The organism is Kitasatospora sp. NPDC059577, assembly GCF_042735475.1.
In the GTDB taxonomy this organism is placed as follows: Bacteria; Actinomycetota; Actinomycetes; order Streptomycetales; family Streptomycetaceae; genus Kitasatospora.
Genome location: NZ_JBHWBZ010000001.1, coordinates 493,416 through 516,403 on the forward strand (window position 1 = coordinate 493,416; position 22,988 = coordinate 516,403).

General features: G+C 73.4%; 15 protein-coding genes. 10 read left to right on the forward strand and 5 right to left on the reverse strand.

All coding sequences use genetic code 11. From position 1 onward, the window contains the following. Positions 1–332: 332 nt before the first annotated feature. Positions 333–485: a hypothetical protein gene (locus ACFV0O_RS02295; RefSeq protein ID WP_380335145.1), complete on the forward strand. Its 153-nt coding sequence runs from the start codon at positions 333–335 to the stop codon at positions 483–485. 111 nt (positions 486–596) lie between these two features. Then, positions 597–3,362, forward strand: a complete 2,766-nt coding sequence (locus ACFV0O_RS02300; RefSeq protein WP_380335147.1) for a SpoIIE family protein phosphatase — start codon at positions 597–599, stop codon at positions 3,360–3,362. A gap of 24 nt (positions 3,363–3,386) precedes the next feature. On the opposite strand, the gene ACFV0O_RS02305 is transcribed toward ACFV0O_RS02300, so the two are convergent. After that, on the reverse strand, positions 3,387–3,836 hold the full coding sequence (locus tag ACFV0O_RS02305; RefSeq protein ID WP_360261122.1) for an Lrp/AsnC family transcriptional regulator: 450 nt from the start codon (positions 3,834–3,836) through the stop codon (positions 3,387–3,389). Between the two features lie 138 nt (positions 3,837–3,974). Here ACFV0O_RS02305 and aspA point away from each other — a divergent pair, with 138 nt between their 5' ends. Next, positions 3,975–5,402 (forward strand): aspartate ammonia-lyase, encoded by a 1,428-nt coding sequence (gene aspA, locus ACFV0O_RS02310; protein ID WP_380335151.1) that lies wholly within the window; start codon positions 3,975–3,977, stop codon positions 5,400–5,402. 7 nt (positions 5,403–5,409) lie between these two features. On the opposite strand, the gene ACFV0O_RS02315 is transcribed toward aspA, so the two are convergent. Next, positions 5,410–5,856, reverse strand: a complete 447-nt coding sequence (locus ACFV0O_RS02315; protein WP_380335154.1) for a nuclear transport factor 2 family protein — start codon at positions 5,854–5,856, stop codon at positions 5,410–5,412. A 46-nt stretch (positions 5,857–5,902) separates the two neighbouring features. Continuing rightward, positions 5,903–6,787: an SDR family oxidoreductase gene (locus ACFV0O_RS02320; RefSeq protein ID WP_380335157.1), complete on the reverse strand. Its 885-nt coding sequence runs from the start codon at positions 6,785–6,787 to the stop codon at positions 5,903–5,905. A 288-nt stretch (positions 6,788–7,075) separates the two neighbouring features. On the opposite strand from ACFV0O_RS02320, the gene ACFV0O_RS02325 reads away from it, so the two are divergent. The 6 genes from ACFV0O_RS02325 to ACFV0O_RS02350 all read left to right on the forward strand — a co-directional run bounded on the left by ACFV0O_RS02325 (position 7,076) and on the right by ACFV0O_RS02350 (position 20,797). Next, entirely contained in the window at positions 7,076–7,627 is a 552-nt protein-coding gene (locus tag ACFV0O_RS02325; RefSeq protein ID WP_380335159.1) for an EF-hand domain-containing protein, read from the forward strand. Between the two features lie 408 nt (positions 7,628–8,035). Continuing rightward, positions 8,036–8,860 (forward strand): class I SAM-dependent methyltransferase, encoded by an 825-nt coding sequence (locus tag ACFV0O_RS02330; RefSeq protein WP_380335162.1) that lies wholly within the window; start codon positions 8,036–8,038, stop codon positions 8,858–8,860. 31 nt (positions 8,861–8,891) lie between these two features. After that, complete coding sequence (locus ACFV0O_RS02335; protein ID WP_380335164.1) at positions 8,892–10,172, forward strand: cytochrome P450; 1,281 nt, start codon at positions 8,892–8,894, stop codon at positions 10,170–10,172. 2 nt (positions 10,173–10,174) lie between these two features. Further along, the gene (locus ACFV0O_RS02340) at positions 10,175–17,365 is read left to right on the forward strand and encodes an amino acid adenylation domain-containing protein (RefSeq protein ID WP_380335369.1); all 7,191 of its coding nucleotides are present in this window, start codon (positions 10,175–10,177) and stop codon (positions 17,363–17,365) included. A 1-nt stretch (position 17,366) separates the two neighbouring features. Further along, the gene (locus ACFV0O_RS02345; protein ID WP_380335167.1) at positions 17,367–19,910 is read left to right on the forward strand and encodes an FAD-dependent monooxygenase; all 2,544 of its coding nucleotides are present in this window, start codon (positions 17,367–17,369) and stop codon (positions 19,908–19,910) included. Positions 19,911–19,963: 53 nt separating this feature from the next. After that, positions 19,964–20,797, forward strand: coding sequence for a methyltransferase (locus ACFV0O_RS02350; RefSeq protein ID WP_380335169.1), 834 nt, complete (start codon positions 19,964–19,966; stop codon positions 20,795–20,797). Between the two features lie 7 nt (positions 20,798–20,804). Here ACFV0O_RS02350 and ACFV0O_RS02355 read toward each other — a convergent pair whose 3' ends face one another. Next, positions 20,805–21,053, reverse strand: a complete 249-nt coding sequence (locus ACFV0O_RS02355; protein ID WP_360261098.1) for an acyl carrier protein — start codon at positions 21,051–21,053, stop codon at positions 20,805–20,807. Between the two features lie 19 nt (positions 21,054–21,072). After that, positions 21,073–22,083 (reverse strand): beta-ketoacyl-ACP synthase 3, encoded by a 1,011-nt coding sequence (locus ACFV0O_RS02360; protein ID WP_380335173.1) that lies wholly within the window; start codon positions 22,081–22,083, stop codon positions 21,073–21,075. 423 nt (positions 22,084–22,506) lie between these two features. Here ACFV0O_RS02360 and ACFV0O_RS02365 point away from each other — a divergent pair, with 423 nt between their 5' ends. Beyond that, on the forward strand, positions 22,507–22,872 hold the full coding sequence (locus ACFV0O_RS02365) for a hypothetical protein (protein WP_380335175.1): 366 nt from the start codon (positions 22,507–22,509) through the stop codon (positions 22,870–22,872). Positions 22,873–22,988: the final 116 nt, after the last annotated feature.

Sequence of the window (22,988 nt, forward strand, 5' to 3'; positions counted from 1 at the left end):
GCGCCGCGCCCACCCCCGCCCCAGGGCCCCCCACCCCGTCCCCGGCGGCCACTTCTCCCACCCCTCCCCCCCACCGCCGGCCGCGCCGTCGGCGCCGGCCGCCCCACGGGCGGCCGACGGCGTGCAGGACTGAACCCGCCGGACTCCGGACGGATCCGGACCCGGTCGATCCGCCGCGCCTCGCCCTCCGTCCCGGTGGCGACGGCCGATCCGGCCGCCGGGGTCACGACCCGGCCTCGTCCCCGCGATCCGCGCGCCGTTCCGGCCCCCTGGTCCCGCACGGTTCCTCGGGCGTGGCCGACGGGCACCCTGCCGTCACCGTCCGGCACGGCATGACCGAGATCACCACGGGCACCCGCCGCCGGCCGGCGGCCGTCCGCACCGCCGTCACCGCCGAGGTCGCCCGCCCCCCGGAGGCGTTCCGGGCGGCCCGGCCCGGCCGCCCCGACTGTGGGGGCACGGCCGGGTGCCCGGTACTACCCTGAAAGCCGAGGCGACGTCCGGCCGCGGACGATGCCACTGCCTCGGGACTCCGCTCAGCCGTCGGACGACGGGAGACCCGCATGAACGACCGCGTCGAAAGCTGATCCGGGCCGATGTACGGAGCGGACGGCCGTGACGCCGCGGGCGCGGACCCGGGCGGGCCCGGGCCGGATCGGCCGGTCCTGGGCGGGCTGCGTTCGCGGCTGCGGGTGCACAGCCTCGCCGGGCAGGTGTTCCTGTGCCTGCTGGTCGTCGTGGTGCTGCTGGTCGGTGCGGCGCTGACGACGCTCGTCCTGCAGGCCCGGAGCTACGCCACCAGCGTGGCGGCGGGCCGCACCCGTGCCGCGGCCGTCGCCCTGGCGCAGGACCCCGGCGTGGTCAGCGCGATGGACAGCCCCGATCCGACCGCGACGCTGCAGCCGCTGGCCGACAAGGTCGCGACGGCGGGCGGTTTCGACTACGTCGTCTTCGCCAGCCCGCAGGGGATCCGCTACACGGCCGAGAAGCCCGAACTGATCGGGAAGCACGTCATCGGCCCGTTCGAGCGCGCCCTCACCGGGCCGACCACCGACAGCTTCCCGACGCCCCTCGGGCGGGTCGTGGAGTCCGGCGCGCCGGTCGTCCGACCGGACGGTTCGGTCTCCGGAGCGGTCGGGGTCGGCATCACCGTGGCGCACGTGGGCAGCGCGGTGAGCCGGCAGCTGCCGGTCCTGTTCGGTGGCGCGGCGGCCGCGCTCCTCGTGGGCCTGGGCGGGGCCGCGCTGGTGCGCCGACGGCTGCGGCGCCAGACGCACGGCCTGGGGGCGGCCGAGATGACGCGGATGTACGAGCACCACGACGCGGTGCTGCACGCGGTCCGCGAGGGCGTGCTGATCGTCGGCGGGGACGGGCGGGTGCTGCTGGTGAACGACGAGGCCCGCCGCCTGCTGGAACTGCCGCCCCGGGTGGAGGGGCAGCCGGTCGCCGAGCTCGGGCTCGATCCCCGGTTGGCCGGGCTGCTGGCCTCCGAGCGCACCGCGACCGACGAGGTGCACCGGGCCGGGGACCGGCTGCTCGCCGTCAACAACCGCCCCACCGCACCGTTCGGCGGCGGGGCCGGCAGCGTCGCGACCATCCGGGACACCACGGAGCTGCGGGCGCTGGCCGGGCAGGCCGAGGCGGCCCGGGCCCGGCTCCAGCTGCTGTACGACGCGGGGCTGCGGATCGGTACCACCCTGGACGCGGCGCGGACCGCGCAGGAGCTGGTCGACGTGACGGTTCCCCGCTTCGCCGACCACGCCACGGTCGAGCTGGCCGACCCCGTGCTGCGCGGCGAGGAACTGGTCCCGGGCCCCGGCGTCGAGCAGGGCCTGCGGATCCACCGCACGGCCACCAGCGGCAGCGGCGACGACTGGCCGTTCCTGCCCGTGGGCACGGAGATCAGCCCGCTCCCCGGCACGCCGCAGGAGAGCGCGCTGAGGGCCGGCCACCCGGTGCTCACCAACGATCTGCGCCGTGAACGGGCCTGGCGGGCACGGGCCCCGGAGGCCGCCGACCGCGTGCTGGCGCACGGGGTGCACGCGCTGATCACCGCGCCGCTGCGGGCGCGCGGCCTGACCCTGGGCACGGTCCACTTCTGGCGGGCGGGCGAATCCGCGCCGTTCGACGACGAGGACCTCTCCTTCGTCGAGGAACTGGTGGCCCGCACGGCGATCAGCGTGGACAACGCCCGCCGCTACACCCGTGAGTACCGGATGGCCGAGACGCTCCAGCGCAGCCTGCTGCCCCGGGGACTGCCCGAGCAGAGCGCCCTGGAGGTGGCCTACCGCTACCTGCCCGCGCTGCGCGGGGTCGGCGGGGACTGGTTCGACGTCATCCCGCTGCCCGGTTTCCGGGTCGCCCTCGTCGTCGGCGACGTCGTCGGCCACGGCCTGCACGCCGCCGCCACCATGGGCCGGCTGCGAACCGCCGTGCTCAACTTCTCCGCCCTCGACCTGCCCCCCGACGAGCTGATCGCCCGCCTCGACGAGCTGGTCACCCGGCTCGACCAGGACGGCGCGGCCGGCGCGGCGGACGACGGCAGGAGCGCGCCCGTCACCGGGGCCACCTGCCTGTACGCGATCTACGACCCGGTCTCCGGGCACTGCAGTATGGCCAGGGCGGGGCACCCGCCGCCCGCGCTGGTCCGCCCCGACGGCGGCGTGGAGTTCGCCGACCTGCCGGCCGGCCCGCCGCTCGGCGTGGGCGGACTGCCCTTCGAAACCGCCGAGCTACGGCTGGAACCCGGCACCGAACTGGTCCTCTACACCGACGGGCTGGTCGAGAACCGCGAGCGCGACCTGGGCACCGGACTCGCCGAACTGCGCCGTTCGCTGGCGGACGTCCGGGACCACCGGTCCCCGGAGGACACCTGCCGGGCCGTGTCCGACGCCCTGCTCCCACCGCGGCGCAGCGACGACATCGCGCTCCTCGTCGCGCGCACCCGGCTGCTCGACCCCGGGCAGGTGGCCGACTGGGACGTGCCGTTCGACTTCGCCGCCGTGTCACGCGTCCGCAGGGAGTGCACCGACCGGCTGACGGCCTGGGGCCTGGAGGAGCTGACCTTCACGGCCGAGCTGATCCTCAGCGAGCTGATCACCAATGCCATCCGCTACGGCGCCGAGCCGATCCGGGTGCGCCTGCTGAAGGACAGCTCCCTGGTCTGCGAGGTCTCCGACGGCAGCAGCACCGCCCCGCACCTGCGCTACGCCGCCACCACGGACGAGGGCGGCCGGGGCCTCTTCCTGGTGGCGCAGCTGGCCGAGCGGTGGGGCACCAGGTACACGGCCCGGGGCAAGGTCATCTGGTCCGAGCAGCCGCTGACCGCCCCCGAGTACCGGTTCGAGGCGCTGCTGGCGTGAACGGGTGGCCGCACGGGACCGGTGTCAGTGGTCCACGGGGAGCCCGCCCTGCTGCTTGATCGGCTTCATGATGATCTGGGAGTTGACGGCGGTGGCGCCGGGCAGGGTGGTCAGCCGTTCGATCCACAGCTTCTCGTAGGCGGGCAGGTCGGCGACGGCGACCCGGAGCAGGCACCCGGGGCTGCCCATCAGCCGGTACGCCTCGATCACGTCGGGGATGGCCAGCAGCTCCTCCTCGAAGGCCTCGACCGATCGGGTGTCCCGCTCGATCGAGACGAGCACCTCGAAGCTCCGGCCGACCGCCTGCGGGTTGACGACCGCGCGGTAGCCCTCGATCACGCCGTCCTGCTCCAGCTGCCGCACGCGCCGCATGCACGGCGACGCCGTGAGGCCCACCCGTTGGGCGAGCTCCTGGTTGCTCAGCCGTCCGTCCTTCTGGAGCTCGCGCAAGATTGCCCTGTCGATCTGGTCCATGGCGCGATTCTCCACCACGAAAGTCGTCGAACGGGCGGAAATCGGCAACCCGATTGCGGTGATTTCGCCGTAATCTTGCGGCTGGCGCGGGCCCTCGCTTCCCGCCACCCACCACCCCCTTCGGAAACGGACACCTCCATGCAGCCTGCCCTTCGGACGCCGAACGGCTACGGGACCCGGACCGAGCACGACCTGCTCGGCGAGCGGGACGTGCCGGCCGACGCGTACTACGGCATCCACACCCTGCGGGCGGTGGAGAACTTCCCGATCACCGGCACCCGGATCTCCGTCTACCCGGACCTGGTGACCGCGCTGGCCTGCGTGAAGCAGGCGGCGGCGATGGCCAACCGCGACCTCGCCCTGCTGGAGGACGGCAAGGCGGCGGCGATCGTGGCGGCCTGTGAGGAGGTCCGCGCCGGACGGCTGCACGACCAGTTCGTCGTCGACGTGATCCAGGGCGGAGCGGGCACGTCCACCAACATGAACGCCAACGAGGTGGTCGCCAACCGCGCCCTGGAGCTCCTCGGGCACGCCAAGGGCGAGTACGCGGTGATCCACCCGCTGGAGGACGTCAACGCGGGGCAGAGCACCAACGACGTGTACCCGACCGCGGTCAAGATCGCCCTCCACCTCGCGGCCCAGGGCCTGCTGGAGGCCATGGCCGAGCTGCGGGACGCCTTCACCGCCAAGGCCGCCGAGTTCGCCGACGTCCTGAAGATGGGGCGCACCCAGCTCCAGGACGCCGTGCCCATGACCCTCGGCCAGGAGTTCGCCGCGTTCGCGGTCATGCTGGAGGAGGACCGCGCCCGACTGGCCGAAGCCTGTGCGCTGATCCGCGAGATCAACCTCGGCGGCACCGCCATCGGCACCGGCCTCAACGCGCACCCCGCCTACCCGGCCACCGCCTGCGCCCATCTCGGCGCCCTCACCGGCATGCCCCTGGAGCTCGCCGGCGACCTGGTCGAGGCGACCCAGGACGCCGGCGCGTTCGTCCAGCTGTCCGGTGTGCTCAAGCGGATCGCCGTCAAGCTCTCCAAGACCTGCAACGACCTGCGGCTGCTCTCCTCGGGCCCGCGCACGGGCCTCGGGGAGATCAACCTGCCGGCGGTGCAGGCGGGTTCGAGCATCATGCCGGGCAAGGTCAACCCGGTGATCCCCGAGGTGGTCAACCAGATCGCCTTCGAGGTCATCGGCAACGACCTGACGGTCACCTTCGCGGCGGAAGCGGGCCAGCTCCAGCTCAACGCCTTCGAACCGGTCATCGCCCACAGCCTGCTGAAGAGCCTCACCCACCTGCGGGCCGGCTGCCGGACCCTCGCCGAGCGCTGCGTCGTCGGGATCACCGCCAACCACGACCACCTCGCCCACCTGGTGGCGCACTCCATCGGCCTGGTCACCGCCCTCAACCCGCACATCGGCTACGAGAACGCCACCGGCATCGCGCAGGAGGCCCTGACCACCGGTGCCTCCGTCCGCGACCTGGTGCTCCGCAGGGGCCTGCTGACCCCGTCGGAACTCGGCGAGATCCTCAGCCCCGGCAACCTCGCCCGCCCCCACGCCAACTGACGGACCGTCAGCCTCGCGCCATCGTCGGCAGGATCCGCTTCCAGGCGAGTTCGCCGCCGGCGGCCTCCATCACCGACCAGGGGTTCCAGAAGTCACGGAAGTGGGCGATGCGGCCGTGCTCGTACCGCACCACCGACAGGTAGACCTGGTGGTACTGGCCCCCGGTGGCGATCAGGGTGCACTCGCCGGTGAAGCCCGCGACGACCAGGCCGTCCTCGGTGGCGGTGTAGAACTCGGGCTCGGAGAACTCGACCTTCAGCTGGTCACGGAACATCGTCATCTGGGCGAGCAGCGCCTCCCGGCCCTGCATCCGGGTGGGCAGGCCCCAGGCCGGGTACGGGAATTCGAGGACGCCGTCCTCGGTGAAGCCGTCGATCCACTCCTCGATCCTCCCGTCCGCCAGCTGCTCCAGGCCTCGCGTGAACAGGTCCTTCAGCTCCTGCGGCGTGGTCATGCGGTTCCTTCTCTCGGTGTCGTGGTGTCGGTCGTGCGGACGGCGGTCAGCGGGCGGGCGTGACGACGTCCCCGAGGATCCGGTCGATCGCCCGGTCGGGCAGCAGCCTGGCCAGCACGCGGCTGCCGATCGCGTCCCGGCCGACCCCGTAGCGGGTCCTCGGCCGCTCGGCGACCAGCGCCCGGAAGACGACCCGGGCGACGTCGTCGGGAGTGGTGCGGCTGGTCCTGGCCAGGGTCTCGTTGGCTTCCATGAAGGACGGGAAGGTGTCGCGGTAGAGCTCCCGGACCGGCCCGGGGGCGCTCTCCAGCGCCCGGTCGCCCGCTTCGCGCATCTTGGACCAGAGCGGCGTCAGGACGGCGCCCGGCTGGACCACCGACACGGGGATCCGCTGCGGGGAGAGCTCGCGTCGCAGCGCGTCGCTGAGCGCCTCCTTGGCGAACTGGGCCGCGGCGTAGGCGCCGAGGTAGGGGATCGCGATGTTCCCGAGGCCCGAGGTCACGTTGACGATCCGCCCGGTGCCGGCCCGCAGCAGCGGCAGGAACCCCTGGATCACGATCAGCTGACCGGTGACGTTGGTGTCCAGCTGGCGGCGCATGAGCTCGCTCGGCACGCATTCCAGCGGAGCCGTGACGGCGATGCCCGCGTTGTTGACCAGGCCCCACAGCCCGGCCTCGCCGACCGACTCGGCGACCTCGTACACGGCGGCCTGGACCGACTTCTCGTCCGTCACGTCGACGACCACCGGGGTCAGCCGTCCGGGCGCGGCCGCGTGCAGCCGTTCGCCGTCCTCGGGGCGGCGGACGCCGGCGAAGACGTGGAAGCCCACCCGCGACAGCTGGAGCGCACAGGCCTCGCCGAGGCCCGAGGAGGCTCCGGTGACGACCACGGCGCGGCCCGAGGGTGACACCGGACCCGACGACTTCGACACGTGCTTCCTCCGGGTTCAGGACATGGCGGCGAACGGTGAAGCGCCGGGTCCGTCCGTCCACGGCCGATCCCGGCCGGGTCCCACCGTAGAGGGCGCCGAGGGGATAGTCCGGGACGAACTCGCCCGGAACGCCCGTGTCCGGTCCGGTCGGGCCGTAGTCGGCGGTCGGAGGGCACCGGAGCGACCAATGAGGTGAACGGCGCGACCGGTCGGGCTTGTCGGATTGTGCCCCAACGACTGGCTGGCGATGGTTGCTTCCAGTGCCCCCTTTGTCCCCGAGGAGGAGACATGGCAACTGCGACACCGGACCTCATCACCGCCAAGCTGGAGCGCACGTTCCAGACCATGGACGCCAACAACGACGGCTACGTGGACTGGTCGGACTACCAGAAGCTCGCCGACCGCTACATCCAGGCCTACAAGCTCGACAAGAGCGACCGCCGGGCCAGGGCGCTCCAGACCTTCTGCCAGATCTACTGGCTGGAGCTGCTGCGTCACGCCGGCGTGGACGCGGACCGGCTCACCAAGGACCAGTTCGTCATGGCCAACCGTCTCGCGGTCATCGACACCAGCCGGCTCAACGTGACCGAGGGCGGTGGGCACGCGATCTTCGACGTCATCGACGTCAACGGCGACAACGAGATCAGCAAGGACGAGTTCGCCCGCTTCCTGAGGGACGTGTGGAAGAGCGAAGCGCCCGACGCGATGGACATGTTCGCCAAGCTGGACACCGACGGGGACGGCGCCATCTCGCGCTACGAGTTCATCCGCGCGGTGCGCGAGCACTTCCTCTCGAACGACCCGGACGCGCCGGGCAGCCTGTTCTTCGGGCACGTCTGAGCGGATCCGCGCGAGCGGGGCGCGGCTGCTGCTCCACGGGGCGGCAGCCGGCGCGGATGACGGCGGAGCGCGGTGAGGGTGCCTGACCCGTCGCGGTGATCGCGACCGGGGAACCGGCACTCCCCGATGCTCCTCCCCGTGGGCCCGTGCGCCTCCCATCCGCTCCGCCCCGGACCGGCCCACGGCCGCGACCCACCCGCCCGTCGGAAACGGCACGTCCGTTCCGGCGGGCGGGTGACGTTCGTGCCCCGATGCGGTGAAGCCCGGTCCGCCCGTTTCGACCTGTTCAGGTCCTTTGTCACCATCGACACAGCTTCCGCCCCGCCCGTCGCCGTATCCCACGGCGACGGGCAGCCCAGCCCTGCGGATCCCGGCAGGCGGGCTCGACGAACCGTGAAAGGCCATCTGATGCTGACGCAGCACCCCCACACGTCCGGCGAAGTGGGGACCTTCTACAACCGTCACACGGACGTGTACGACAGTGCGCTCGGCGGCAACATCCACGTCGGCTACTGGGACGACGAGTCGGACGGCAGCCCCATGCGGGCCGCGACCGACCGGCTGACGGACCTCGTCACCGAACGCGTCGCCCCGACCGAGGGACAGCACCTGATCGACGTGGGGTGCGGCCACGGGAGCACGGCGGCCCGCATCATCGCCCACCACGCCGTGCGGATCACCGGTGTCAGCGTCAGCGACTACCAGGTCGAGGTGGCCAACGGCCGCCCGCAGCCCGCGGACCTTCCCGGCCGTGCCACGTTCCGGCTGGCCGACGCCATGGAACTCCCCTTCCCGGACGAGTCCTTCGACGGCGCCTACGCCATCGAGTCCCTGATGCACATGAAGGACAAGGAAGCGGCCCTCGGCCACATCGCACGGGTCCTGCGCCCCGGCGCGCGGCTGGTCATCGCCGAGCACCACCTCGACGGCGAACTCGACCGCCCGGACGCCGCCCGCATGGCCGAGGCCCACGGGTTCTTCAAGTTCTCGCTGACCACCGACCTGTACCGGCAGCTGCTGGGAGAGGCCGGGCTGAGGGTGGTGGACCACACGGACATCACCGAGAACGTCCGGCGCTCCTACGACAGCATGACCAACGCCTGGCGGGACGCCGCCCACGGCGAGACCGACGGCGAGACGGCGCGCGAGTGGCAGACGGCGGCCGACCTGGGCGGGTGGTTCTTCGCGGTGCCCCAGCTGCGCTACGGACTCCTGACCGCCGTTCGCCCCTGAGTCCCGACTAGTCGCCGCGAGGTCGTGAGCCATGTCCTCCCCGCCCGCCCGGAACCACTGTCCGTACCTGCTGGACGGCAGCGCAGCGGACGTCCACGGTGAAGCCGCGGCGCTTCGTGCGCTGGGGCCGGCAGCCCGGGTGGAGCTGCCCGGCGGTGTGCCGGCGTGGTCGGTGACCGACCCGGGGCTCGTCCGGCGGTTGCTGGTCCACCCCAGGGTGTCCAAGGACGCGCACCAGCACTGGCCGGCCTTCCTCGACGGCGACCTGCCGGCCGGCTGGCCGCTGCGCATCTGGGTGGACATCCGAACGGTCCAGACCGCCTACGGGCGCGACCACACCCGGCTGCGGCGGCTCCTGGTTCCCGCGTTCGCCGCTCGCCGGGTGCGGTCCCTCGCACCGCGGATCGAGGAGATCACCGCCGCGCTGCTGGACGACCTCGCGGGGGCGGCCGCCGCCGCCCCCGACGGAGTCGTGGACCTGCGGACGCTCTTCGCCTCGCGGCTGCCGTGGCGGACGGTCACCGCGCTGGTGGGCCTGCCGGAGGCCATGCTCGACGGCTTCCAGGCCGTCAACGACACCGTCTTCACCACGAACCTGACCGCCGAGCAGGCGGCCGCCACCGCCGCCGAGGCCGCGGGTCTTCTCGGGGATCTGCTCGCGCTCAAGGCCGACGACCCCGGCGACGACGTCGCCAGCGTCCTCGTCGCCGCCCACCGCGAGGGACTGCTCGACGAACGTGAGCTGGCCGACAGCATCTGGATGGTGCTCGGCGCCGGCTACGGGACCACGGCGAGCCTGCTGGGCCACGCCGTGGTCAACCTGCTCACCCACCCGGAGCAGCTCGGGCCGGCCGTCTCGGGCCGGGTCGGCTGGGACCAGGTCGTCGAGGAGACCCTGCGCCACCAGGCGCCGGTGTCCAGTTTCATGATGCGCTTCCCCACCGAGGACCTGTACGACGAGGCCACCGGGCTGACCTTCTCCCGGGGTGAGGCCATCGTCATCAACTACGCCGCGGTCGGCCGTGATCCCGGGGTGCACGGCGCCGACGCCGACCGCTTCGACGTCACCCGCGCCACCGCCCGCGAGCACCTGGCCTTCAGTCACGGCCCCAACTACTGCCTGGGCGCCGAACTCGCCCGCCTCGAAGCGCGCATCGCGCTGCCCGCGCTCTTCTCCCGGTTTCCCGCCCTCGAACTCGCGGTCGGAGCAGGCACTCTGACTCCGCTGCCCTCCCTCATCTTCAACGGGCATCAGGAGATCCCGGTGCGGATCGAAGGAGGAGATCCCCACGAAGGAAATCCCTCCAGGTGAGCATGAACCAGCAGACCTCGCACCGGTTGACGGCGTACCAGCAGGACGTGTGGGCGGTCGGCTCCCGGGCGCCGGAGTCACCGCAGTTCAACTGCGTCCTCCACGAACGCCTGCACGGCAGTGTCGACCGTGACAGGCTCGCCGCCTGCGCGGAGCGGGCCCTGCACCGCCACGAGACGTTCCGGCTGAGGTTCGCCGACAGCTCCGGCGTCCCCTTCCAACGGGTGGCGCAGGAGCGTGTCCCGGTCACCGTGGTCGATCTCTCGGGCGAACCCGAGCCGGGTGCCGCCTGTGCCGCGTGGATGCGCAGGTCGCTGGCCGGCGCCCTGCCGCTCACCGGCGGCGCCCTGGTCGAGGCCGCTCTTCTCCTGGAGGGCCCGGACGTCACGCACCTGCACGTCAAGGCCCATCACATCGTCGCCGACGGCTGGACCCTCGACCGGCTCGGCCACGAGATCCTCCAGGACTACGGGCAGGCGCCGCACGGCGGTGCGCGGCAGAGCAGCCGTACGGCGTCCTCCTGCCTGGCCGTCGTCGAGGCGGACGCCGCCTATCGCGCCGGTGCGGACGGCGACCGTGACCGCGCCTTCTACCGGGAGTACCTCGACGGCGTGACACCCGCGCTCTTCACGCGGGCGAGGGGCGACGGCCCGCACGGCCGGGGCCGGCACTCGTTCGTGATCGACGGCGCCCTCGTCGGGCGGGTCCGCGCGGCCGGCTTCTGGCCGTTCACGTACGTCGCGGCCATGGTCGGGACGTACCTGGCGCGCCTGCACGGCACCGAGGAGGTGGTCATCGGCGTCCCCTTCCTCAACCGTACGACGGGGCATCACCGCGACGTCCTCGGCCAGTTCGCCAACACCCTGCCGCTGCGGGTCGCGGCGCCCGGCAGCCGTACGGTCGGGGACCTGCTCGCCGAGGTCCAGGACGCGACCCGTGTGCTCCGGCGGCACGAGCGGCTCTCGCTCGGTGACATCCTGCGCGAAGTGCCCGCGGCGGCCCGGGGCCCGCGGCAGCTCTTCGACGTGACGCTCTCCGCCGTGAACTGGTCCCGGCGGGACCGGGTCCCCGGGATCGTGCGGCGGACGGCCCTGATGGCGCCCTCCCACGACCAGGACGCGCTGGGCATCCTGGTGTCGGCCTTCGACGACACGGCCGACCTCCGCATCGACCTCGACCACGCCTGCGACGTCTTCGACGAGGACCTTCCCGTCGCCTCGGTCGCGGGCCACCTCTCGACGCTCCTGGAACACGGCCTGGAGGCGCTGGACCGGCCGCTCGCCGAGGTGCCCATGCTGTCGCCGGCCGAGTACCGGGACCTCACCACCGGGCGCGCCCGCGGCCGGCGGGTGCCCCGTGCGGAACGGGCCACCGTGCACGGGCTGTTCGAGGCCCAGGCCGCCCGGCTGCCGGACCGGACCGCGGTCGTCGCGGCGTCCGGGGAGACGCTGACCTACTCCGAACTCGACGAACTGGCCAACCGCGTCGCGCGGTCCCTGCGCGCCGGGGGAGTCGGCCCGCAGGACCGGGTCGCGGTGATGACGGAGCGCGGGCCGCACCTGCTGGTCGCGCTCCTCGGCGTCCTGAAGGCGGGCGGCGCCTACGTACCGGTGGACCCGGGCTACCCGGCCGAACGGGTGGACTTCCTGCTGCGCGACAGCCGCGCCGCGATGGTGATCGTCGACGACGACGCGCCCGACGGCCTGCCCGGGGACACGGTCGTGCGGCGCGTCAAGGACCTGCTGGACGGCGGCGCGGACCCGGTCGAGCCGGTCGCCACCGCCGACGACCTCGCCTACGTCATCTACACCTCCGGCTCGACCGGCCGGCCCAAGGGCGTCATGGTCGAGCACCACAGCGTGGTCAACCGCCTGGCGTGGATGCAGCGCCGCTACCCGCTCGGGCGCCAGGACGTCCTCCTGCAGAAGACACCGGCCTCCTTCGACGTCTCGGTGTGGGAGCTGTTCTGGTGGGCCGCCGAGGGTGCGGCCGTGGCCCTGCTGCCGCCCGGTGGCCAGCAGGACCCGCGTGAGGTCGTCCGGGCGATCCGTGAACACCGGGTCACCGCCGTGCACTTCGTGCCCTCGATGCTCGGCCCGTTCCTCGACCTGCTGGAGGAGTCGGCGGCTTCACGGGAGGACGTCCGGACCCTGCGGTACGTCTTCTGCAGCGGTGAGGCGCTGCCCGGCGGCCGGGTCGAGCAGTTCAACCGGGTGGCCGCCCGGCGGCGCCGCGAGGACGCCGGCGAGTGGCCCGTCCGCCTGGTGAACCTGTACGGCCCGACCGAGGCCACGGTCGACGTCTCGTCCTACGACTGTCCGGACGACCCCACCCGCGGCATCACGCGGGTGCCCATCGGCCGGCCGATCGACAACACCGCCCTGTACGTGCTGGGCGCCGACGACCTGCCGCAACCGGTCGGAGCCGCGGGTGAGCTGTGCATCGGCGGAGCCGCAGTCGCCCGCGGGTACCTCGACCGCCCGGAGCTGACCGCCGAACGCTTCGGCGAGGACCCGTTCGTGCCCGGTGGCCGCCTCTACCGCAGCGGCGACCGGGCCAGGTGGCTCGCGGACGGCACCCTGGAGTACCTCGGACGGATCGACGACCAGGTCAAGATCCGGGGCCACCGGGTCGAGCCCGACGAAGTCGCGGCCGCGCTGCGCGCCGTCCCGGGCGTACGGGACGCCGTCGTGGTGGGCCGCACCACCGCCGACCGGGGAACCGTCCTGGCCGGCTACTACGTCGCGGGGGCCCCGATCGAGCCGGGGGTGCTGCGCGAACGGCTCGGCCGGACGCTGCCGTCGTTCATGGTCCCGGCGTCCTTCACCCGGATCGAGGGCATTCCGCTCACTCCCAGCGGCAAGGCCGACCGCGCCGCGCTGCCCCTGCCGCACGACCTCGCGGAACCCAGCGCGGGCGGGCAGCCGCGCAACCGCACCGAGACGGTCCTGGCCGAGGTCTGGGCCGCAGTCCTGGGCCATCGGGCCGTGGGGATCCACGACGACTACTCCGCCCTCGGCGGCGACTCGATCCTGATGCTCAGGGTGCGCGCCGAAGCCGAGGCCCGGGGCCTGCGCTTCTCGCTCACCGACCTGCTCCGCAACCCGACGGTGGCCGGCCTCGCCCCGCACGTCGAGGACTGCGACGCGGGCGAAGCCGATGCTCTCCCGGCTCCGTTCGCCCTGGTGGCCGACATCGACCGGGCCCGCCTGCGCGACGCCGAGGACGCCCATCCACTGACCCGGCTCCAGCTCGGCCTGCTGTACCACAGCCGCCGCCGCGAGGCCTCGGCCAGGTACCGCGACGTGTTCCGGTACACCCTCGAAATGCCGTGGAACGAGGTGGAGTTCCGCCGCTCGTTCGACCGGCTGACGCGACGGCACCCGGCGCTGCGCTCGGCCTTCGACCTGTCCGGCGCCGAACCGCTGCAGGTCGTCCACCCCCGGGTGCACGGCGGTCTGGAGATCACCGACCTGCGCCCGCTCGACACCGCGGCAGCCGAGGCACAGGTGTGCGCGCACGTGGAGGAGCGGCGCCGCCATCCCTACGCCTTCGACCGGGCGCCGCTCTACCTGTTCCGCGCCCACGTGCGGGCGGCCGTCGTCGACCTGGTCCTCAGCTTCCACCACGCGCTCCTCGACGGCGGCAGCGTCGCCACGCTGGTCCGGGAACTGCTCCAGGACTACGCCCACGGTCTGGGCCTGGGAACCGCCCCCGTCGACGACGCGGTGCTTCCGTCGCCGGCGGCCCACGTACGGCTGGAGCAGGCCGCCCTGCGCTCGGAGGAGGCACGGCGCTACTGGCGGACGAAGCTGACCGGCTGCGGCCCCCTGCCGATCGAGGCGTTCGCGCCCCACCTGCCCGGCCCCGTCCGGCAGCCGGCCTCGCGGCGGGTCGACCTGCCCGACGCCCTCGTCGAGCGGGTGCGGCACTTCGCGACGGAACACGCCCTGCCCCTGAAGTCCGTACTCTTCGCGGCGCACGGCCTGACGCTCGCCGTGCTCGCCGGCACCCGGGAGGTGACCACCGGCCTGATCACCCACGGCCGGCCCGAACTGGCCGGTGCCGAGCGGATCGCCGGGCTGTTCCTGAACACCGTGCCGGTCCGCCTGGACACCGCACGGGACAGTTGGCTGGACGTGGCGCGCGAGGGCTTCCGCCAGGAGCAGGAAGGCCACCCCCACCGCCACTACCCGCTGAGCGCCATCCAGGAGGACCACGGCGGGCCCGTCCTGGACACCGCCTTCAACTACGTGCACTTCCACCAGCTCTCCCACGTCCTCGGCCTGCCCGGTCTACGGCTCAGGGAGTTCCGCAGCTGGGAGGAGAACGACTTCCGGTTCCTGGTGAACGCCGTCACCGAACCGGACGGCGCACGGATGTGGCTGCGGATCGACTGCGACGGCACGACGTTCTCCGCCGAGCAGGGAGACCTCTTCGCGGCCGGGTACCTCAGGATCCTCTGGCACATGGTGGAACGGCCGTACGAGGAACCGGACTTCGCCTTCCTCGCCCCCAGGCCCGCCGCGGCCTCCCCCGCCGATCACCCCACCGTCGTGGCGCGCTTCGCCGACCAGGCCGCACGCACCCCGGACGCGACCGCCCTGGTGATGGGCGACGAGCGGTGGAGCTACGCCCGGCTGGCCGAGGCCGCCGGGAACGTGGCCGGACGACTGAGCGCCCTGGGCGCCCCGGCGAACGCCCGGATCGGGATCGCCATGAACCGCTCCCCGCTGACCATGGCCGTGCTCCTGGGGGTCCTGCAGGCCGGCTGCGCGGTCGTCCCCCTGGACGTCGGCTACCCGGCTCCACGACTGGCCGCGATGCTGGAACGGTCCCGGCCCTTCCGGGTGGTGGCCGAGTCCGCGTACGCGCACCTCGTCGGTGATCCCGCCCTCCTGCTGCCCGCCGAGTCGGTGGCCGCACCGACGCCGGAGCGCCCGGCCCGGGGCGGAATCGACGCCGGGAGCACCGCGTACGTCCTGTTCACCTCCGGCTCCACCGGGACGCCCAAGGGCGTCGCCATGCCGCACCGCACCCTGGCCGGCCTGGTGGCCTGGCAGACCGGAGCGCCCGGAGGGGTCGCGGGCGCGACGACGCTGCAGTTCGCACCGGTGAGCTTCGACGTCTCCTTCCAGGAGATCTTCTCCACGCTCTGCTCCGGCGGCACCCTCTGCCTGGCCCGTGACGCCGAGCGGCGCGACATGCCCGCCCTGCTGCGGCTGCTCGACCGCGAGCGGGTCGAGCAGGTCTTCCTCCCACCCGTGGCCCTCCAGCAACTGGCCGAAGCCGCCGGGACCCTGGGCATCGTCCCGCGGGCCCTGCGGCGCCTGATCATCTGCGGCGAGCAACTGCGCGTCACCCAGGAGATCCGCGAGCTGTGCGCCCGGCTCCCCGGAGCCGTCCTGGAGAACCAGTACGGTCCGACCGAGACACACGTGGTCACCGCGTTCACCATGGCCGGGGACCCCGAGGACTTCCCCGCACTGCCCCCGATCGGCCGCGCCATCGACGGGGCCGAGGTGCACGTCCTGGACGAGCGGCTGCGCCCGGTCCCGGTCGGGGTGCGCGGCGGCATCCACCTCGGCGGCGGCTGCCTGGCCGACGGCTACGAGGGCCGCCCGGACCTGACCGGGGAACGGTTCCTCCCGCATCCCTTCGCGGACGGGAGCCACCGGCTGTACTACACGGGCGACCTGGGCATGGTGCTCCCCGACGGAAACGTCGTCTTCCTGGGGCGCGACGACGCCCAGGTCAAGGTGCGCGGCTTCCGCGTGGAACCGGCCGAGGTGGAACTGGCCGTCACCGCCCTGGCGGAGCAGTACCCCGGCCTGCGGGACGCCGCGGTGGTGGCCCGTCGGCGCGAGGACGGCGAGACCTTCCTCGCCGCCTTCCTCCTCGGCGAGGGCACGGACGGGGACCTGGCCGGCGTCCGTGAGCGGCTGTGCGCGACCCTGCCCGACTACATGGTCCCCGCACACCTGCAGTGGCTTCCCGCGTGGCCGCTGACCCCGAGCGGCAAACGCGACGACGCCGCCCTGCGCCGCGCCCGGCTGGCCACCCCCGGACGGACCCCCACCGTCGGTCCGCGCGACGCGTACGAGCAGGTGCTGACCGAGATGATGGCGGACGTCCTGTCCGCGGACGCGGTGGGGGTGCACGACAGTCTCTTCCACCTCGGCGGCACCTCCCTGGCCGCGATGCGGCTGGTGGTCAGGATCGAACAGCGCTACCGGGTCCACATCCCCCTGGCGGAGTTCATCGCGACACCCACCCCCGCCGGGCTCGCGGCGCGGCTGCGCGAAGGCGGGGCGGCAGCCGCCTTCGACCCCCTGGTGCCGATCCGCCCGCACGGCACCCGCCGGCCGCTGTTCATGGTGCACCCGATGGGTGGCAACGTGCTGTGCTACGTCGGCTTCGCCCGGCACCTCCCGGACGACCAGCCGCTGTACGCGCTCCAGGCCGCCGGTGCGGAGCCCGGCACCACGGCGCTGCGCAGCGTCGAGGACCTCGCGGACAGCTACCTCGCCGCGCTGCGCAGGGTGCAGCCGCACGGCCCGTACGCCGTCGGCGGGTGGTCCTTCGGCGGCTTCGTCGCCTTCGAGATCACCCGTCGGCTGCGGGCGGCGGGTGAGCAGGTGACCCTGCTGGTCCTCGACACCACGGCCCTGGACGAGGGACCACGGGCCCGGTACGACGACGACGCCCTGCTGGAGTGGTTCCTCCACGAGCTGCTCTGGCCGAGGGGCGGCGCCGCGTCACCCGCACGCCTCATCCCGGAGGAACTCGGGTCACCGCAGGAGAAGTTCGCGTTCGTGGCCCGCCTCGCGAGCGAACGGGGCATCCTGCCGACCGGCAGCTCCGGGGCCGTCATCCGCCGCCTGTTCGACGTCTACCGGGGGAACTGGCAGGCGACGTTGGCCTACCGGCCCCCGTGCGAGGACCAGGACCTCACCCTGATCCGGGCCGAGGAGCCGCTGCCCGCCGTCCTGTCCGCCATGCACCGGGCGGCCGGAACCCGACACCAGGACCCCTGCAACGGCTGGAGCGGCATGACCGGCGGCCGGATCCACATCGTCCGCGTCCCCGGCGACCATTTGACGATCATGGAGGAGCCGTACGTGACACATGTGGCCGCGACCGTCGCGGATCTCATCAGGACCGATGCCGCCCCAGCCGCCCGGGAGTACTGACGTGTCATCATCCCCACTCCAGGCCAAGGCTCTTGTGATCGGCGCCGGAATCGGCGGCCTGACCTGTGCGGTCGCGCTGAGGCGGGTCGGCATCGACGTCGAGGTGTACGAACGCGCCACCGGGCTGCGCGAGGCCGGATCCGGGCTGGCGGTCATGAGCAACGCCGTCGCCGCCCTGAGCTCCTTCGGCATCGACCTCGGTCTGGACAAGCGCGGCCAGGCCGTGGAGTCGTTCCGGATCATGGACCGGCGCGGCCGGCTGATCAGGGACCTGCCGTTCAAGGACGCCTGCGCCCGGGTGGGCGCGCCGAGCTTCTGCCTGAGCCGCGCCGACCTCCAGGAAGCCCTGCTGGCGGAGGCCGCCGACACCCCGATCCGGCTGGGAGCGACCGCGGTCGGCTTCGAGCCGGCCGGCGCGGGCGTCACCGTCCGCTTCGCGGACGGCAGTTCGGCCACCGGGGACGTCCTGATCGGCGCCGACGGCTTCAACTCGGCCGTACGGCGCCACCTCGTCGGCCCCGAGGAGTCACGCAACAGCGGCTACGGTTTCGGGCTCGCCATCGTCCCCTTCCGGCACCCCCGCCTCGGCACCGGTGGGGTCCGCCACTACTGGGGCCGCGGACAGCGGTTCGGCCTCATCGACATCGGCCACGGCCGCTGCTACTGGTGGGCGACCACGGGCCTGTCCGCACCGGCATCCGACCCGGACCGTGTCAAGCGCACCCTCGGGCGGGCGTACGCGGGCTGGGCCGAGGAGGTGCGGGCGGTGATCGAGGCCACGCCGCCGGAGGACATCCTCACCGTGCCCTCCCGCGACCGGGACTTCCTGGAACGGTGGGGGGAGGGGCCCGTCACCCTCCTCGGTGACGCCGCCCACCCCATGCTGACCACGCTCGCCCAGGGCGCGGGCACGGCCATCGAGGACGCCGTCGTCCTGGCCCGCACGCTCGCCGGATCGGCGAAGGGCGACGACCTCGGGCCGGCCCTGCGCACCTACGAGGAGCGACGCCGAGACCGCACCAGGGCGATGGTGGCCGCATCCCGCGCGATGAGCGACCTGACGCACGGCGCGCGCCCCCGGCGGAGGCTGCTCCGGGACGGCTACTTCCGGCTGGTGCCCCGCCCGGTGCTCCTCCGGCAGACGACGCAGGCCCTCACCTTCCCGGCCGGGCCGGCCGCCGGACCGGGCAGCGTCCAGCGCGCGCTCAGCCCCCTGGAACGGCTGTACTGGATCGTCGACCGGACCTCACCCCTCAACGTCATCGCCCGGGCCCGCGTCCTGGGGCACGTACCCGCGTCGCTGCACCGCCGTGCCCTGGACGCGCTCCAGGTCCGGCACCCCCTGCTGCGGGTCGCGATCACCGACGGCGGCGCCGGAACGCACCCCGCCTTCGCCCCGCTGGACGGGCGGCCGATCCCGCTGCGGCAGGTCTGCGTGCCGCCGGACGACGCCTCGGCCGACACGTGCTGGGAGCGCGAGGTCAACGACCGCGAACTGGCGGACGGCATCGACTGGCGCACCGGGCCGCTGCTGCGCGCGGTGGTGATCACCTCGGGAGGGAACGACGGCGAGGACGAAGGCGGCTTCCAGGACCTGGTGCTGACGGCGTCGCACACCATCGCCGACGGCAAGACGTGCCTCTCGCTGCTCCGGGAGTGGATCGAACTCGCCGCGCAGGCCGGATCCGGCACGCCGCTCCCGGTCACCCAGCTCCGGGCGCGACCCGCGACGGAGGACCTGCTCCCTCGCCGCCACCGGGGCGCGGCAGGGGTCGCGGGGCTCAGAGCCATGCTGCTCCGGGACCGGCAGGCCGCCCGGCGGCAGCCCGCACAGCGGGTCGTCCCCAGCCACCCGGTCCCGTTCGAGCAGCGGCGGACCCGGATGGTGCACAGATTCCTCGACGCCGACCGGCTGGACCAGTTGGTGCGGGCGGCCAGACGACACGGCACCACGGTCCACGGAGTGCTGGCCGCCGCGATGGTGACGGCGCTCGCCCGGGACGCGGGAACCCGGGGGAGCGCACACTTCTCGATCGGCTCGCCGGTCGACTTCCGTGGTGATCTCCGGCCGGCCGTCGCCCCGGACGAGGTCGGCACCTATGTGGCCACCGTCCCCTCCCGGGTCCGCTACGAGCCCGGCCTGCCACTGTGGACCATGGCCAGGGAGATCAGCCAGGACCTCGCGCGCCGCCGCCGGCGCCAGGACCACCTGGCCATGCTCAGCCTGCCGCGCTGGGCAGGGCCGAAGTCGCCGGCCGACAGCGGTCCGTTCATGCGGTTCATGGACGAGGAGGGGCCGATCAACCTCTGCCTGTCCAACGTCGGCCGCTACGACTTCCCCGACCGGGTGGGCCCGTGGCGGGTCCGCGACGCCCAGTTCGTCACGGGCATCTCGGTCATGGGCACCATCGTGGCGACGGCCACCACCAGCCACGGCCGGCTCGCCTGGAACTTCGGCTACGTCGAGCACGTCGTTCCGGAGCCGCGCGCCCGGCGCATCGCCGACGAATCCGTTCGCACCGTGCTGTCCGCACTCGTCGAATGACCGGTCGGACCCGTCCCGCACCACCACCCACCGTCGAGAGGTCCACAGCTCCGATGACCGTCGCCCCGATCCAAGCGCTGCCCCGACGCCGTGCCCTGCCCGTCGGCCAGAACGGCTCGCTGTGGGAGGCCCGGCCCTCGTGCGGGATTTTCGAGTTCCGTGGCACGCGGCTGCGGATCGCGGTGGAGGACCCCACCGAGATCCTGTTCCCGACCGACTGCGGGCTGAGCCTGATCGCCGCACTCGACGGCGGTGGAGGCCCCGACCTGGAGGGTGTCAGCGCCCTGGACATCGGGGCGGGTTCCGGCCTCTACAGCGTGGCCCTCCTCGCCGCCGGGGCCGGCCGGGTGACCGCGCTGGACATCAACCCCGCCTCCGCCGCCCAGACCGCCGCCAACGTGGCGGCCAACGGCCTGGACGCCACCCGGCTGACCTGCGTCACCTCGCCGCTGGCGGAGTACGGCCCCGACGAGCGGTTCGATCTCGTGATCACCAACCCGCCGCACCTCCCCTACGACCCGAGCTATGCGCGGGGTGACGGGCTGGAGACCGCGCTCGTCGCCCGCAGCGGCGGCCGTGCGGTGTACGAGGACGTCGTCGAGCGCATCGACGCGCTGCTCGTGCCGGGCGGCACCCTCCTGATGGCGCACTCCTCGCTGGCCGACGTCCCCCGGACCGTCAGGGAGCTCACCGCGCGGGGCTACGAGAGCGGCACGCTCGAAATCTTCGAGATGGACATCCCGCTCCTGACGTACGCCGAGCACAAGGACACCATGCTGAGGCTCCTGAGGGAACGGCGGGCCGCGGGCCTGGCGGAGTTCGACGGGTCGCGCTTCACCGTGCACGTCCTGACGTTCCGGCGCCCCCGGGACGCCGGCCGCCGCTGACACCTCCTCACGACCGAGCGGCCCCGGACGACGCGTCGGCCCTGTCCTGCATCAACCGCGCGATGTCGGCCAGGGTGGCGGCGTCCGCCAGCTCGTCGTGGTCGATCACGAGTCCGGGCTCCTGCTCCAGCACCAGGGAGAGCTCCACCACGAACAGCGAGTCCAGGCCGAGCGCCGTCGGCGTGGCTCCGGGGGAGACCAACTCGGGCTCCACCTGGAACCTGTCGACCAGGACGTTGATCAGGATGTCGTACACGTCGTTTCTCCAGAGCGGGTCAGTGCGGGTGGGTGAGGCGGGGCCACACCAGGGTGGTGGCGCCCCAGGTCAGTCCGCCTCCGAAGGCGGTGAGCAGGACGCGGTGTCCGGGCGCGAGGTCCCCCGCGCGGTGAGCGTGATCGAGCAGGACCGGGATCGACGCGGCCGACGTGTTGCCGACCTGCTCGATGTTGGACAGCGCACGGTCCGCCGTCAGCCCCAACCGTTCGGCGAGCATCGCGGTGATCCGTGCGTTCGCCTGATGCGGAACGATCCGGTCCACCTCCTGCGGCTTCCACCCCGCGGCGTCAAGCGCCGCGCGGGAGGCGGAGGCCATGTGCTGCACGGCCCGCCGGAACACCTCCTGGCCCTCCAGCCGCAGGTACGGATCGGCCGGGGTGCCGCGTGCCGCCGATCGCTCCTCGGATCCGCCGCCGCGCACCGTGATCAGGTCGAGGCCGCCGCCGTCGCTGCCCAGCACGCACGGCCCCAGGGCGCCGGGTTCGTCGCAGTGGCCGGAACGGAGCACGACGGCGCCGGCGCCGTCGCCGAAGAGCATGCTCGTGGGGTCGTCGGGGGCGACGCTCAACGACAGCACGTCGGTACCGATCGCCAGAACGGTGTCGGCCGTGCCCGCAGCGATCAGGCCCTGTGCGACACCCAGGGCGTAGAGAAAGCCCGCGCACACGGCCTGGACGTCCAACGCGGCCGCACCGGCCATTCCCAGCCGCGCGGCGACGCTCGGAGCGGTACCGGGACACGGCCTGTCCGGTGACGTCGTCGCGACGACCACGGCTGCGACGTCGCCGACCGCCGACCCGGCCAGCGCCTCGCGACCGGCCGCGACCGCCAAGTCCCCACTGGTGGTTCCCGACTCGACGACGTGCCGGAACCGGATGCCGGAGCGCCGGAACATCCACTCCGGTGCTCGGCCCAGGCGCTCGGCCAGCTCGCCGTTGGCCACCCGACGCGGCGGCAGACACGAACCGACCCCCACCAGGACGGCCGCCGGGGCTCGTTGATCCCTCACTTCTCCACCCTCGACGGTACGGCCCGCGTTCGACGTCCCGCCGTCCGGAACGCCGGCACAGGACGAGCGGGGCGCCGTACGGACACTGAAGGCGACAGCACTCGGCGTGGTCGCACGGACACGCGGTGTCCCGCGCGGCTCAGTCGTATCACGCCCGACAGCCCGGCGGATCCCGCGACTCGCAGCCCCGGGGCGGCCGCGCGGAGGAGCGGGGCCGCCCCGCACTCCCCGAATGTGCGGTCGCGTCGCGGGAAGGTGACAAGTCCTCACATCGCTGTGCCCAAAGCCCGATTGACGCGCACAGAACCCTCACGCGTGTAGCGGAAATCTCATCTCGGCGACGCCCGGAGCCAACGTGCCGGTTACACACGGTCGGTACGCTGGACACCACGGTGATCGGCGACGGACCGAGGGGAGGCGGCAGTGACGGTACGGCGGATCTCGCGCGGCAAGCGCTTCGCCCTCCTGCTGGCCGCGGTCGTCTCGGCCGTGCTCGCCGCACTCGGGTCCGGCTCGCAGGCGTTCGCCGCCGAGCCGCTGCCGCAGTCCACGGCCGCCGACGGACACCCCGCCTGGAAGGTCCACCACCTCACCGAAGCACCGACCCAGCGCGCCACCGCCCACCACCGTACGAGCGGCGGCACGGCCGCGCGGACGGCCGTCGGCGCGGCGACCGACACCGGCACCGGCGCGGCGCCCGCGTCCGGCCCGGTGCCCAGGGGGCCCGTGCCCGACGCCAACGGGTCGAGACCGGCCGCACTGTCGCGCCTCCAGGTGTTCCGCTGCTGACGGCTCCCGCGAGCTGACCGCACCGCGCACGGTTCCGGCGCGCGCCCATGACGGGCGCGTGCGGCCTCGCCATGCCCTCGGGCGGCGACCGCCCGGAACCTCCGGGCCTCGTCCGG

Excerpts from the sequence above, each read along its gene's own strand:
- ACFV0O_RS02295 (WP_380335145.1), top strand. The coding sequence starts at position 333 with ATGACCGAGATCACCACGGGCACCCGCCGCCGGCCGGCGGCCGTCCGC.
- ACFV0O_RS02300 (WP_380335147.1), top strand. The coding sequence starts at position 597 with ATGTACGGAGCGGACGGCCGTGACGCCGCGGGCGCGGACCCGGGCGGG.
- ACFV0O_RS02305 (WP_360261122.1), bottom strand. The coding sequence starts at position 3,836 with ATGGACCAGATCGACAGGGCAATCTTGCGCGAGCTCCAGAAGGACGGA.
- aspA (WP_380335151.1), top strand. The coding sequence starts at position 3,975 with ATGCAGCCTGCCCTTCGGACGCCGAACGGCTACGGGACCCGGACCGAG.
- ACFV0O_RS02315 (WP_380335154.1), bottom strand. The coding sequence starts at position 5,856 with ATGACCACGCCGCAGGAGCTGAAGGACCTGTTCACGCGAGGCCTGGAG.
- ACFV0O_RS02325 (WP_380335159.1), top strand. The coding sequence starts at position 7,076 with ATGGCAACTGCGACACCGGACCTCATCACCGCCAAGCTGGAGCGCACG.
- ACFV0O_RS02330 (WP_380335162.1), top strand. The coding sequence starts at position 8,036 with ATGCTGACGCAGCACCCCCACACGTCCGGCGAAGTGGGGACCTTCTAC.
- ACFV0O_RS02335 (WP_380335164.1), top strand. The coding sequence starts at position 8,892 with ATGTCCTCCCCGCCCGCCCGGAACCACTGTCCGTACCTGCTGGACGGC.
- ACFV0O_RS02340 (WP_380335369.1), top strand. The coding sequence starts at position 10,175 with ATGAACCAGCAGACCTCGCACCGGTTGACGGCGTACCAGCAGGACGTG.
- ACFV0O_RS02350 (WP_380335169.1), top strand. The coding sequence starts at position 19,964 with ATGACCGTCGCCCCGATCCAAGCGCTGCCCCGACGCCGTGCCCTGCCC.